The organism is Pseudomonas sp. MB-090624, assembly GCF_003205245.1.
Classification (GTDB): domain Bacteria; phylum Pseudomonadota; class Gammaproteobacteria; order Pseudomonadales; family Pseudomonadaceae; genus Aquipseudomonas; species Aquipseudomonas juntendi.
On the sequence record NZ_QJRK01000006.1, the window covers coordinates 133,433 to 146,865 of the forward strand.

14 protein-coding genes and 1 pseudogene are annotated in these 13,433 nt (G+C 57.1%); 2 read left to right on the top strand and 13 right to left on the bottom strand.

Going from position 1 to position 13,433, the window contains the following annotated elements; genetic code table 11:
- Window positions 1-12: 12 nt before the first annotated feature.
- The 5 genes from DMX12_RS05125 to DMX12_RS05145 all read right to left on the bottom strand — a co-directional run bounded on the left by DMX12_RS05125 (window position 13) and on the right by DMX12_RS05145 (window position 4,385).
- Complete coding sequence (locus DMX12_RS05125; protein ID WP_110676595.1) at window positions 13-1,344, bottom strand: DEAD/DEAH box helicase; 1,332 nt, start codon at window positions 1,342-1,344, stop codon at window positions 13-15.
- 54 nt (window positions 1,345-1,398) lie between these two features.
- Entirely contained in the window at window positions 1,399-2,319 is a 921-nt protein-coding gene (gene yedA / locus DMX12_RS05130) for a drug/metabolite exporter YedA (protein WP_054906076.1), read from the bottom strand.
- Window positions 2,320-2,465: 146 nt separating this feature from the next.
- Entirely contained in the window at window positions 2,466-3,071 is a 606-nt protein-coding gene (locus DMX12_RS05135; protein ID WP_110676596.1) for a PolC-type DNA polymerase III, read from the bottom strand.
- An 8-nt stretch (window positions 3,072-3,079) separates the two neighbouring features.
- On the bottom strand, window positions 3,080-3,559 hold the full coding sequence (locus DMX12_RS05140; protein ID WP_009681780.1) for an NYN domain-containing protein: 480 nt from the start codon (window positions 3,557-3,559) through the stop codon (window positions 3,080-3,082).
- 76 nt (window positions 3,560-3,635) lie between these two features.
- Window positions 3,636-4,385, bottom strand: a complete 750-nt coding sequence (locus DMX12_RS05145; RefSeq protein WP_110676597.1) for a DUF2076 domain-containing protein — start codon at window positions 4,383-4,385, stop codon at window positions 3,636-3,638.
- Window positions 4,386-4,551: 166 nt separating this feature from the next.
- On the opposite strand from DMX12_RS05145, the gene DMX12_RS05150 reads away from it, so the two are divergent.
- A complete protein-coding gene (locus DMX12_RS05150; protein WP_009685422.1) occupies window positions 4,552-5,208 on the top strand; it encodes a YciC family protein in 657 nt (218 codons plus the stop codon).
- A 280-nt stretch (window positions 5,209-5,488) separates the two neighbouring features.
- On the opposite strand, the gene DMX12_RS05155 is transcribed toward DMX12_RS05150, so the two are convergent.
- The 6 genes from DMX12_RS05155 to DMX12_RS05185 all read right to left on the bottom strand — a co-directional run bounded on the left by DMX12_RS05155 (window position 5,489) and on the right by DMX12_RS05185 (window position 11,697).
- The gene (locus DMX12_RS05155; protein WP_146226814.1) at window positions 5,489-6,790 is read right to left on the bottom strand and encodes a hypothetical protein; all 1,302 of its coding nucleotides are present in this window, start codon (window positions 6,788-6,790) and stop codon (window positions 5,489-5,491) included.
- 312 nt (window positions 6,791-7,102) lie between these two features.
- Window positions 7,103-9,688, bottom strand: coding sequence for a DEAD/DEAH box helicase (locus DMX12_RS05160; RefSeq protein WP_110676599.1), 2,586 nt, complete (start codon window positions 9,686-9,688; stop codon window positions 7,103-7,105).
- Between the two features lie 773 nt (window positions 9,689-10,461).
- Window positions 10,462-10,779, bottom strand: coding sequence for a hypothetical protein (locus tag DMX12_RS05170; protein ID WP_110676600.1), 318 nt, complete (start codon window positions 10,777-10,779; stop codon window positions 10,462-10,464).
- A 40-nt stretch (window positions 10,780-10,819) separates the two neighbouring features.
- Window positions 10,820-11,008: a hypothetical protein gene (locus DMX12_RS05175; protein ID WP_177411245.1), complete on the bottom strand. Its 189-nt coding sequence runs from the start codon at window positions 11,006-11,008 to the stop codon at window positions 10,820-10,822.
- Window positions 11,009-11,194: 186 nt separating this feature from the next.
- Window positions 11,195-11,404: a hypothetical protein gene (locus DMX12_RS05180; protein WP_110676601.1), complete on the bottom strand. Its 210-nt coding sequence runs from the start codon at window positions 11,402-11,404 to the stop codon at window positions 11,195-11,197.
- 62 nt (window positions 11,405-11,466) lie between these two features.
- Window positions 11,467-11,697 (bottom strand): hypothetical protein, encoded by a 231-nt coding sequence (locus DMX12_RS05185; protein ID WP_110676611.1) that lies wholly within the window; start codon window positions 11,695-11,697, stop codon window positions 11,467-11,469.
- A gap of 277 nt (window positions 11,698-11,974) precedes the next feature.
- Between DMX12_RS05185 and DMX12_RS05190 the strand changes: the two genes are divergently transcribed.
- A complete protein-coding gene (locus DMX12_RS05190; RefSeq protein WP_110676602.1) occupies window positions 11,975-12,205 on the top strand; it encodes a hypothetical protein in 231 nt (76 codons plus the stop codon).
- Between the two features lie 200 nt (window positions 12,206-12,405).
- On the opposite strand, the gene DMX12_RS29785 is transcribed toward DMX12_RS05190, so the two are convergent.
- Complete coding sequence (locus tag DMX12_RS29785) at window positions 12,406-12,696, bottom strand: hypothetical protein (protein ID WP_110676603.1); 291 nt, start codon at window positions 12,694-12,696, stop codon at window positions 12,406-12,408.
- Between the two features lie 255 nt (window positions 12,697-12,951).
- Window positions 12,952-13,305, bottom strand: a pseudogene (locus DMX12_RS05200) (histone-like nucleoid-structuring protein, MvaT/MvaU family); the annotation flags it as partial.
- Window positions 13,306-13,433 lie beyond the last annotated feature (128 nt).

Consider the following 13,433-nt stretch of genomic DNA (forward strand, 5'->3'; position numbering starts at 1 on the left):
GGCGCCGCGAGGCTACGATTTGCGCTTGCGCGGCCCGCCATTGAAGCTAGGTACCTTGCGCACCGCCTTCACTGCAGGCTCGGCATTGCCCCCCTCGGTGCTGTCCATCCAGCGCCCCAAGCCACGCTTGGCGCTGTTCTCTTTCGGCTTTTTGGGCTTCTTCGGCTTCTTGATCACCTGGCCACTGGCGTCGGTCATCGGCACCCGGTGATCCGGAATGAAGTCCGGTTCTTCATGACGCGGCAGGGTCTGGCGGGTCAGCACCTCAATCGCCGCCAGCAGCTGCACTTCATCGGCGCACACCAGCGAAATCGCCTCGCCCTTGTTGCCCGCCCGCCCGGTGCGGCCGATACGGTGCACGTAGTCCTCGGCAACGATGGGCAGGTCCAGGTTGACCACCAGCGGCAAATCGTCGATATCCAGGCCACGGGCAGCCACGTCGGTTGCCACCAGCACCTGGATTTCCCGGGCCTTGAAGCTGTCCAGCGCGCGCTGGCGGGTCGCCTGCGGGCGGTCACCGTGGATACCATCGGCATTCACACCCTCGGCCAGCAAGCGCGCCACCAACTGGTCGACGCCGTTGCGGGTCTTGGCGAACACCAGCACCTGCTTCCAGCGCTGCTTGCGCATCAGGTGGCAGAACAGGTCTTCCTTGCGCTTTTTATCCACAGGTACCAGCCACTGCTTGACGCTGGCGGCAGCGGCATTGCGTGGGCTGACTTCGATACTCAGCGGGTCATTCAGGGCCAGCCCTGCCAGCATGCGGATCTGCTCGGAGAACGTGGCGGAAAACAGCAAAGTCTGGCGCTTGCGTGGCAACGCGGCATAGACCGATTGCAGCTCTTCGGCAAAGCCCAGGTCGAGCATGCGGTCGGCTTCGTCCAGCACCAGGGTCTGTACCTGGTTGAACTTGACCGCGTTCTGCCGGAACAGGTCGAGCAGCCGGCCAGGGGTGGCGACCAGCAGGTCGACGCCACGGCGCAGACGCATCATCTGCGGGTTGATGCTGACCCCGCCGTACACCGCATAGGTGCTCAACGGCAGGTTCTCGGCGTACTCGCGCACGTTGTTGTGCACCTGCTCGGCCAGCTCTCGGGTCGGCACCAGCACCAGGGCACGGATCGAGTTGCTGGCCACTTTCTCGCCTTCCAGGGCCAGGCGCTGCAGTACCGGCAGGGCAAAGCCTGCCGTTTTTCCGGTGCCGGTCTGGGCCGCGGCCATCAGGTCGCGGCCGGCCAGCACGGCGGGAATGGCCTTGGCCTGCACCGGGGTTGGGGTGGTGTAGGCCAGCTGCTGCAAGGTGCGCAGCAGCGGTTCGATCAGGCCGAGTTGGGCGAAATTCATGGCAATACCGTCAGGGGTTCAGCGAAGCCGGCAAGTTTACCGCATCGCCCCTGCCTACTTGCAGATTTCGCCTTTCAACGGCAACACGGGTTTGGCAGGCTTGCGCCACTGCGGCAGGCCGATCAGCACCACTGCGCCAATGATCACCGCCATCGCCACGCACTCTTCGGCACCGATCTGTTCACCGGCAAACAGGATCCCCAGCAGCACCGCCACGGCCGGGTTGACGTAGGCATAGCTGGTGGCAGCTGCCGGGCGCACGTGCTTGAGCAGGTACATATAGGCGCTGAAGGCCAGGATAGAGCCGAAGAACACCAGGTAGGCCAACGCGCCCCAGCCGGCAGCGCTTGGTACCTGGGTCATGCGCTCGCCCGACAGCAGGCTGCCCAACAACAGCACTGCGCCACCCACCAGCATTTCGGCGGCACTGGCCATTGGCCCCTGTGGCAGGGGCAGGCTTTTGCTCCACACCGAACCGAATGCCCACGAGGCCGCGGCAAAAATGATCAGCGCTGCGCCAATCGGGCTCGCCTGCAGGTTGGACCCCAGGTTCAACAGGGCGATGCCCAACAGCCCAAGGGCAATGCCTGCCCACTCCAGTTTCGAGTTGCGGTGCCCGAACAGCAGGCCGAACAGCAAGGTGAACAGCGGCACCGTCGCCACCGCCAGGGCCGCCACCCCCGAGGCCACGCCGGCGTGTTCGGCCACCGTTACCCCGCCGTTACCGCAACTTAGCAGCAGAAAGCCGATTGCCCCGGCAGCCCGCCATTGCGGCCACGTGGGTGCCGGCGCACCGCGCCAGCGCAGAAAACCGTACAGCAGGCTACCCGCGATCAGGAAACGCACACCGGCCATGAGCATCGGTGGCCAGCTCTCGACGCCAATGCGGATGAACAGGTAGGTGGAGCCCCAGACCAGGTACAGCGCCAGGAAGGCGCCGATGAGCAACCAGGGAATGCGACGGGAGGCAGGCATTGGAACACTCGAAATCCGTTTACGGGTGAACAGTCTAGGGGCCTGCCTGAGCGAACAGAAGTTACAGAATGGCTTGAAATGAGCGGCACACTTTCGGTGCGTTCGGTTTGAAGCGGGCGCCGCTTGAAGCGAGCGCCGAACACGCCTCAAGCATACTTGACCAGCGCCTCGCGCAGCTTGGCTGCCGGTGTTTTCTGCAACCGGCACAGCAGGCCATGCGAGAGCTGCTGCACACCATGTTGTTCTCGCAACACGCCGGCCAGGTGCTGCATCAGGTTGGCGGCCATTTCGGCATCGGCCATGGCCCGGTGCGCAGTACCGGTGTTCGGCAGCCCCGCCCAGCGGGTCAGGGTGCCCAGCTTGTGGTTCGGCGCTGCCGGCAACAGGCGCCGCGACAACAACAGCGAACAGGCAAATGACTGGCTGCGGCTGCGGCCGATGCGCGCCAGCTCGTAGTCCCAGAACTTCTGGTCGAACGCGGCGTTGTGCGCCAATAGCGGGGTTTCACCCACAAACTCGGCCACCTCGTTCATGACCTTGTCGACCGGCGGCGCACTGCGCAGCATCGCCGTGGTGATGCCGGTCAGCCCGGCGACGAATGCGGGTACCGGCACACCGGCGTTCATCAGGCTCTGGTAGCGCTCGACAATACGCCCGCCTTCCAGCATGACCACCGCCACTTCGGTGGCGCGGCAGCCGGCACCGGGGGAAATGCCGGTGGTTTCAAAGTCGATGACAGCGATACGTTCCACGAATGACCTCAGTGCTTGAGCAACAACTTACCCTCGATGGGTACATAGCGGCTGGCGGCACGGATCAGTGACAGCGCCGTCAGCCCGGGCACACCATACACCACCGCCTCAGTGCCGTGGCGCTGGATCACCCGCTCCAGCAGCAGGTCGAAATCGCCGTCACCCGAGGCCAGCACCACTTGGTCGACCCGGCTGGCGGCGTCGATCACATCCAGGGTAATGCCCACGTCCCAGTCGCCCTTGGCCGAGCCGTCGCTGCGCTGGATGAAGGGTTTGAGGCGCACGTCGAAACCAAGGTTGCGCAAGATCTGCTGGAACTGTTGCTGCTTGCTGTCGCCGCGGTCGATGGCATACGCCACGGCCTCGACGATCTGCCCTTCGCGGCAGACATCGGCCCACAGGGCAGTGTAGTTGAAATGGCAACCATGGGCTTGGCGCACGGTGTAGTAGAGGTTCTGCACATCGGCGAACAGCGCGATCTTTTTCACCTGGGAACCTCGTGTCTGGCCTGGAATACCGGGGCCGCTGCGCAGCCCCGGAAATGCCAGCAGTATGCCAGACCTGTCAGACGTAGGAGTCGTCGTCCGAGAAGAACCCACCGTCATCGCTGCTGTAGTCGGTGTCGGCGTAACCACCCTGGTCGCTGCCCCAGCCACCGTTGTCGGCCACTTGCTGCTGCCCGCCCTGGTCATTCCAGCCACCGCTGTCACTGGCCGGCGCAGGCTCTTCCTTGATCACCTCGACCACCTCTTCGGGCTGGGAGTTGTGGTTGAACAGGCTGCTGATACCTTGCGCCAGCAATACACCACCGGCCACACCGGCGGCGGTCTGCATGGCCCCACCGAGGAAGCTGCTGGCACCACTGCGTGCCGGCGCAGCGCCCACGCCAGGCTGCTGTGCCGGCGGTTGCGCGTAGGCCGGTGCCGCCGGCTCACGCCAGCCGCCAGCCGGTGCCGCCGCAGGCGCTGGCCGCTGTGGCTGCACCGGCGGCGCTGCAGTGCGCCCGCCCGTACCAAAAATGCTGGACAGGAAACCTCCACCGCCAGCGCTGGGCGCACTGTTGCCGCCCTGGGCCGCCTGGGCACGGGCCTGTTCCAGCTCGGCCTGCAGTTGCTTGTTCTGCTCGTCGAGGCGCTTGAGCGCCGCTTCCTGCACCAGGATCGCCTGGGCCATGTAGTAAGGTGCCGCCGGCTGCTGGCGCAGGTGCTGCTCGATGCAGGCCTGGGCCTGCGGGTCGCGCGGCTGGCTGGGGTCTTCGGCTTGCTTGAGACGGCCGAACAGGCCGTCGATCAGGGTTTGTTCTTCAGTGTTCATGGGGCGACCTCATGGGTAGCGGGACAACGGACAACCTCAAAGATGGGGCGTTGCGCCGCGCGATTCAATCGCTGCAAGGGTGAAACATTTTTCAGCAAGTGACAGCGCCACGCCTGCTTTGGGCTAAAGTGATGCACCTGTTTTTACTGCCATGCGATATAGCCCGATGAATCCGCTGAGCGTCCTGCGCGACTCCCTGTACTTTTTCCGCCGCCACCTGCCGAACATCATCCAGCTGTGCCTGCCGCTGGTCGTGCTGGAGGCCCTGCTCACCCAACTGCTGTACCGGCAACTGGGCGACCAGGCATCGCCCGCCTACGGCATGCTGATCAGCCTGCTGTGCTATCCGCTGTACAGCGCCGCCCTGATCCTGTACCTGGACACCCGTAGCCAGGGCCAGGACATCGCCAAGCGCGACCTCTTCGCCCGCGCCTTGCAGCTGTGGCCGCAACTGGCCCTGCTGATCCTGATCAGCTCGCTGCTGATCATGGCGGGCCTGGCCCTGTTCGTCTTCCCGGGCGTGTGGATCATGATCAACCTGGTGTTCGCCGAGTACCTGCTGGTACTGCGTGGCCGGCCGGTGGTGCAGGCGATGCGCGACAGCGCCAGCATGACCACCGGGCATTTCATGCGCATCATGGTTTGCGTGGTCGCGGTGCTGGCACCGATCTGGCTGATCGACGGGTTGCTGCTCATGGCGTTCCCCGAGCCATCGCCGGCCATGGAGCTGGCCATGGACAGCCTCAGCGGCTTCCTGCAGCTGTTCAGCACCGTGGTGCTCTACCGGCTGTTCATGTTGCTGGAAGAAAAAGCCGGCGCCTGAGCGCGCCCTCCCGGTCGCCTGCCAGCGCGCAGGGGCACCGCGCCGCCTTCAGGTGCCCCGCGGCTTCGCCCGGGCCGTGGCCTCCGCCACCAGTGGGTCATCTGGCCAGTAGTGGCCGGCATCGCGATCGTGTTCTCGACATTGACACTAGTACAACCAGTATTTACGTGGCCTGCAGCCAAATACCCTTGACACCCATTGACTGTCAATGACTCACCACATGATTGACGTACCAGTAGGTATTTCAAAGCCATATTGACAATCCATAAGGCAACCAGCGTCACCCTTCACCTCTCGGATTGACACCTCCGATTCGTGAGTCGGGATTCGCTGCCTCGGTTATCACAGCAGCGACGGGGGGGGGATTTACTACTGATCCCGGAGGCAAAACCCTCAGACGTGGAAACATTCCCGTTGTGCGCCCCCAGTCGAACACCTTCATGAATGCCTCCAGAAAGGCCTCATCACCTGCGAGAAATCGGGTGTACTGATGCAACTCACTGTACGAAAGCGGAATGGTAGGAATATTGGCCTGTTCATAAACATTCAGGAGAATAGGGGTGTACTCATCATAGTCATCAGAGAACAGCTCCTTCATTATAACCAACCCATACACCCCCTTGCCCTCCAAGCTTATTTCGACCTCGGCGTCGTTCATCAGAAAAACTGCCGGCTGCCTTCGCCGCAGATAGTTGGCAGCACCTTTCACTTGAGCTGCTGCTTTCTTTAAAGCCTTAATAGCGGTAGATTTCTTCCTAGTAACAGGAAGATTTATAGTTCTCTCTAAGTTCGGGCTATCCTTGGCTTGAACAATTATGACATTCCTCTCGGTCACCACAAGAATATCGGCCACTTCTTCCCTGTCGTAAACCCGTTTCGGAGAGAAGTAAATGCTGCTAGATTCGAAGGTACGCTCAAGCAGCGTTATTATTTCCTTCTCTTGAAAGTCACCAGGTTCTTCGCGCTCCAGAGTGTAGTGACTTACACGGGGACTGCCATGATACTGATGACTTTCATCTCGCATATCAGCGAAAACAAACTCCTCGGGAAACAGGGGCTCCAATAGCTCCACCCTTATTGCTTGCGCATCTTCCCTTGCACCTGAAATGCGAAACCAGTCCGAAAGGTAATTCAAAATAGCACTTTGATTTAGTCCTTCTATACTTGGCAAACTGTTTCTTTTCAAAAGCTCACGATGCGCATTAGACGATGTAAATCTGGCCCGATATCCGAGAGCCTCACGCCCGAGCTCATCAAAGAAGTGAACATTCACTTCACTAGACATCAGGACAACACACATTTCGTGCCCCATCAACTCTTCAACTAGAGCACCAGCAAGGATCAGGGGGTGTTGCTGATCATCAGGAAAGGCAGCCAGAAAACCAACTGAGTTGACCCCAGCAACATCGTATGGAATCAAATGAATAGAAAAGCCTTTCCTAACCTTCGCAGATAGAATTAGCTCCTTGTTCGCTTTCACTATCAGCCTTGGAACTGAATCTCCTCTAAAAATTATCGGCAGCAGCCCAATGGGAAGCTGATGCACATATTTCATAACAGCAGGGTGAGTAATCGAAAGCACAGCTAGTCTCCAATTTTCCAGAACAATAATTCAGAACCCGAGACGAAAAGCACAGACCCGGCTGACCGTGATACTAAGACCTAAAACCCACCATAAAACCTAACACTCTGTTGTGCTTTTTAACTCGCCAAAGAGCTCAATCGCCGTGCGTGCTAAGATTTTCCTGCTGGTCTCCCCGCCCCTCCAAGTATGGTAACCAGGGACATGAAAAGCTCCGACACGAGTGACGCGGAGCGAAGTGACACCCCGGCGTATAACCGGAGTGTCTAGGAATACCGACACCTATACCTGAGCATCACGCTTAAAATATGACTACTCCTCAGCCAGAGCGTCCGATGCCTTTCGAGAGCAGAGGACTTTTAGGATCGCACCCGGTGCGAGCCCTCGACTTTCCAATGACGCCATCGCTCGAGCCCGCCAGTCTAAGTCGCCCTCTCTCAACAAGCTCTGCCGAATTTCTCTAATAACTCCTAAAGCATTGCTAGCAAAGCCCCTGAACTCATCAGGAGTAAGATGGTGGACATCTCTGAGATGCTCTTTCCCACCACGAGCTACCTTAGATACAGGCGTAACGAGTACCTTCAGGATAGTAGCGTCAGCCTCCAACCCGGAAACGTGCTCTCGAATCCAGTTGTCGTGACAGAATGCCTGGCGAGCTTTTTCCACGGATAGCACCTCTCCTGTGGCACCAGAGTGGTCTTCAAAAACAACGCAGGTTCGCTTATCAATCAGCCACCAAGGATCAGGGGCAGCCATCTGCTCACTGTTATCACTATCAAATCCGATGTGTTGACCAAGTGCCACTTGGCCGCGCTCAAAGCTCTTAGCCTCAGAAGACGCTAAATCCTGCATTATTTTTGCTTGCTCGTCGTTGAATCGGCGGTTGTTCTTAACTCCTAACGCAAGCATATGCTCTTCGATTTTCTCAACCATGGCTGGAAGGCCGGGATCCTGCTTGCTTTCCGCTATGACGACAGCGCCTGAACTTTTAGCGAGATCAACCAACCATGTAATAGCTACAGTAGCCTTCATCGCTTCGCCATAATATTCCTGACTACGATCCTCTGCTGTTTGCTTGTGCTCATAAGCCAGACTAATTGCAGCACCTGCTAGGTAGTTCCAAAGAGCCCTATACCCTTTCAAAGCTGGACTTACAACTGACGTCAAAACCTCTCGACACTGATCAAATGCCGCCATAAAATCCATTCGCCACAGCGCTTGGACGTACTTAATTTCGCAACCCACTACTTTTTCTAACTCAAGCATCTCTGGCGGCGTCTTTTTGGCCTTATCAGTTCGAATCGAAACAATCTCATTATTTGCATCAAGCCATTCCTCAGCTTGTGCTTTAAAGATCCTGAGGTTGTCTAGAATTTCAGTTGGATCGGCTTCAGACTGCCGCTCGCCAAACTCGATCTCTGCTTGAATCTCTGGATCCAGATACTGCGTATTATCCAACGTGAGAAGGTAATCCAACCACTCATTGCCCTTTACTACTACTGCAGCATAGTCACTATTCGCTCGGGTACAACGTCCAATGGCCTGAACAATCCTTGTTTGAATACGATCATTCAACAGTAGGCTGCACCCCATCTTCGATAGCAGAAACCGCTCCTGTAAGTTCGCAGCTTTTGGCAACCCTTCAAGAACCAGGAGTCGACATTCCTCGTGAGGGAAATCCATTCCATCGTACCGGTTCGCGATGACAGCTGCTGCATTTGGATTACTTGTGAAGTCCCGCTTAGACAACTCAATCTCTGCAGCCTTGAAGACTTTCATCTTCGACTTGGTTTCCAAGCTTTGCTTACGCTCATTAGCCTCACGGTCGCTTGGAGTGATGAAGAGCGCTCGTCCAAAAATAGGTAACGCGTTGGTAATCAGCGCCTCAGTGTCTTGCTCACCGAGCGCGACCTCTGGAAACACGAAAAATCGTCGGCCTATCCCCTGCTCATCTGTCATGGATGCAGGCTTCAGCCGGTGGATCTTGGGCCGTCCTGTGATGCGCTCAAGATCGCCCCCATTCCCTAGGGTTGCCGACATGTAGATCCTTTGCTTAGCAGAGCTGAAAGGCGCGTGAACATGGACGGGCGGCAGCAGTGGACGAATCAGAATTTGACCCACCGATACGTAGAGGTGACAAGCGTGCAGGTGGTCTCGAATAGTTGACCATGGATGGTAGAGAGAAGGTACCCCATCGACGCCGGAATCAATAACAGAGGTCAGAAACTCCCTGGACTTGAACAAGCTTATGGAAGGAATTTTCTCCATCCAGGCATATGAATTTATGGTTATTGGCTCAACGGCTTTGCTGAGATTGATTTGCGGGGCACAAGCCGCTAACACTTCCAACACATTATCGAACAAGGCAGAGTGATTACGCCGATCAATCACAACCGAAAACATGGAAGAAACATAGTTTTCAGCCGAGTGAGCATCATCAAGGATTATCACATCTGCATTGTTAAAATACGGATTGGTATTAAAAAGAGCACTATAAGGAGCTACGGCAATCTTTTCTTTACGTCGATATGCGTTCTGATCTTCGGCTGAATATTCGCTTTTGGCGCCGGTAAAAGCGGCGACATCAATACCGTACTGCGTTCTCGCCTGCTCGACCACCTGATTTACGAGCTGCTTGGTGGGGCAAAGGTAGACGACACGCTCCTCGTATTTTCGCCTCCGCCACTCACCCAAGACCACCCCAACCAGGGTCTTACCACTACCCGTTGGTAGTCGAATCGCTACATCAGGCAAATCCAGAGCCGTGTCCACGTACTCCCTCCAGACGTCCGCCTGCCGCGCAAGCGGGCCTTCGATTCGCTTTGTCCGGATGTCATGGAGCATCGATTCAGGGGTGTTTACCGACAACGTTGGGCGAACAATCTTCTTAAAAGCCATACATCGATCCCTAATGCCGACTGGAGAGATTTCCAAGCGAGAATCATTTATTTAGCACAAGAATCATGCCCCTACAGCCCCATACGGGATCTAGGGTGTTGGGATACCTTAGCTGGATCTCAACAGACATTTGCGTGCCTTCTAATGAAAGAGCTCGGTACGGCAGCAGAAGTGCTCCAACGCCTCATTCACAACCAGGATGCACTCCGAGCTGCCGTTGAAGAGCTTGCGAAATGGGTCGGTGATCGTGGAGCAAGCGCTGTGGTAGAGAACGTGAACGGAGCCTTGGCAACGCTAGACGACAATATTGATGCCGTGCGGCAGGTTTAGCGGAGCTTGTAGCGGCGACCGTTAAGCCCTAGCCGGGCTCCTGCCCGAATAATCGATGCAATGCTGAGACGAAAGGACACAGGTACAACCCCGTCGAGAATTCGGCTGGACGCCGGCTATGACGGCCCCACGTTGGATAGCTTGGGGGCTTTCTGATCGGATCACCAGCCAAAAACAGGAGGGCCGATTCGAAGGCCGGGAAATTATTTGAAATTATGGCTCAGCAATAATTATCTCCTAGCGATAATTTCTCTGAGCAGCAGATTTCGGTTCGCTGCCGGGGAGACCGTTACTAAGAACCACATCCACGGCTAGGGCGAACGCAATCATCTTCGCTGATGGGCACCTTGAACACGGTGTACAAAGGAAGATGGAGCTTCGGCAGGCGCCACCTTAGTAGCTGTATACCATGTCGCCTTAAATCAGCTGCGCGCAGATGATCGCTATGGTTCGGGCAGTGAGCGGTACCACTCAGCGTAGGGCGTGTTGATTGCCTTGTGACGGTTGTAGTCCGGGCTACCGTCATCCCACCACACCGGGCCCCTCTCCCCTAGTGCCACCTTCGCCCTATGCACCGATGCTCGAGCCGCACGCAGCTGGTCTTCGTCGTTCGATGCTTTCGCTTCCTTCACGGCTCGGCGTGCTTCCATCAGGCCATGCACCAGGTGTTGACGCTCCTCATCAGGCAGCGCGGGATTGCTGCAGCGCCAGAGCTGACCTTTGACTAAGAAGTAGCGACCGTCTGGTGTTGTTGAATGCATGGCGCAGATCTCGTGAGCCGATACTTCACTGACAGCCCAATCATTGCTGTGTCTCGCCCAGAGTGCCAGCCTTGTGCAATTGATAGTCGATGACGGTTTGATACAGGTGGTCGGCCTCCAGGCGTAGCCGATCCACTTCATCAGCCGGTCGTCCTTCATCAACGGCTTTATGGTGGGCTCGGATGGCTTCGAGGGCTTGTTGTAAGAGGGGCTCTCCGGCCTCAGCCATTCCCAAGATCGTTCTCTTCACCTTGAACACCTCTCCTGGGAGTCGTCCGAAGATGCGACCACACTGTCTCCAACACACGATGGAGAAGAGCTGCCGCATCATGCTCTTATTGATGCCAGGTTCATCTCCGGTATGTTCTCCAGCCCAACCGGTGGGTAGAACTCGAATAGCTCGGAAGGCCAGTTGCTAATGGCCTTGCTCTGCCGGGCCGCCAAGGGCTCGGAGCTGGTAATCAGTGACGGCTTGAAAGCGATGCTCAGCTATCAGCTTGAGGCGCTCCAGCTCCGCTCCAACTAGCCCTTCAGCCTGGGCTTGGTGGTACCGTTTAAGTGCTTCCACAGCATCGGTGTACAGAGGGTGGTCGGGCATGAGTACCTTGCTCAGATCTCGTTTCACGATCTCTCCCTTTGGCCATTGCGATCCTACATGACGCCGTTCCACCAAGGCGTGTGTTTAGCCTACCACTGCTGATCAGCTTGGACAGAGTGCGCATACATCAATGCTTCATCTGCGAGCTCCAACATATCGGCCAAGGTTTCTGGGTCTACGGCATGCATGTCACGTAGTGCATATGCGTGATGCAGAAGCTCCCTGTGATGTTTCTTAGGTGCGAGGAGCAGGGCCTCGGTGTCGCTGAGCAGCTGACGCCACTCTTGGATCGACATCACGGGCAAATTGGTGCCTGTCATGGCGGAATTCTCTATTGCTGTATGGGTATACAGTATTCGGAAAATGCCCGGCTGCATAGGTACTGCGGACGAAATGCTCCTGCGATGAGAACAGGTCAGTCGCTGGGACGAGGTAGGTTTTCGCTGGGAATGGCGATGCTTCGCCCAGAAGGAGAGTTTGTTCCAGATGACGCAAAGACACGCCGCAATGGGAGAATGTAGGGTCGAGACTTGTCACGCTTCGATGACGCCCAATTTCGACGTGTTATGTTTGGGCTCTCACCCAAGGAGCGGAATCATGGATCAGATTACCCAACTCGACGACAGCATCGAGCGTTTGGCCCGTATCGCTGATGAGCTTGAGCAGCAAGTAGCGCCGTGCCCCGCATCCCGATTGAGATTGATCACCTGGGTCACCGACTGGGTAGGTAGTCCATCAAGATTGGCCGAGCTTGAGCAGGGTTTGCCGAGCATTCCGCAGGGCCTAGTTTCGGCTTACACAGCCTGGGTTCACTCAAACCGCGGGTGATAGCCCGTCGGTTCCAATAGTCTTCACGGCTTTTTCACATGCGATGTGGAAATGTTAGCTATCCCTACGTGTGATAGAAGCTCCCTTGCCCGCCCCCAGCGAGCTTTCTTTTGCCCGCAATGACCCTCATCGCAAGAAGCCAAGAATCCGTGATCGCTGGCATAAGTGCTCAGCGACCACCAGAGTGCTGACTTTGACGACTAGGCCACTTGCTTCACTGTAGGCCGCTGATCAGTCGCGTGTCGCCTTGCACACCCCACACCCCAGGCCAAAGCTCGGGTCATCGACTCACCTGGTCGAGAGTCAAAGGCTTCTTCGTGAAGAGCCATGCCACAGCCCGCATACACTCCGATGAACATCTGTGTCTGGCCAGTTCGGGAAAGCCTCACCTGGACATCAATAGAGGTGCCGTCATCCAGCTCCTCATCATGGCTCCGGTGATGAAGCACAGGATCGGCCCAAGCCCAAAAAACTTCACCGCGTATACGCATGCCGCCCTCCTACGACTTTAGTCTTATAGTCCATCAACCATAGCGCGGGATGATGACGTTTCAACCCTCCAGGAGATTGGCTGCCCTCATTCAGACAGCCGGCAGGAAATCCCTATAAAACAGAGTCCTATGCACACGTTACAGGTGCTGATGCACCACCAAGTGGGCCAGCAGCCCCTTCCGCCAACACTTGGCAGCATCACCATAGAAAAAGCCCCCATCAGGGGTGCTTTAGCAATCTACCGGTGGGACGTGTTACTGAGCGAGCCAGCCTTCCACTACATCGGAGCCGTACTCGGCCTTCCATTCCTTCAACAGCCTGTGATTACCGCCCTTGGTCTCGATAATCTCGCCGTTGTGCGGATTCTTGTACTGCTTTACCTGGCGCGCACGACGCGGGGCTTTTTCGACGGCGGCAGGTGCTGCGCGGCGGCATGACTGTGGATCCAGAAGATTGATGATGTCACGCAAGCTATAGCCATACTTTGCGAGCAGATCACGCAGTTTGGTCTCAAACTCGATTTCTTTCTGGAGCTCAGACGAGCCCTTCATTGCTTCCAGCTCGGCCAGTTGGGCGGCCAATTTTTGCTCAAGCTGACGGAATTCGGCCGTAAGCGTCCGGCGAACTCACCTTCCGAACTCCAGCATTAAGGGCGATGGTGTCCGCGTATTTTTAAGCGGACGCGATCACCCTTATCGCCAGGATTTCCATGCGCCAACGAAGCTCTTATCCGAAA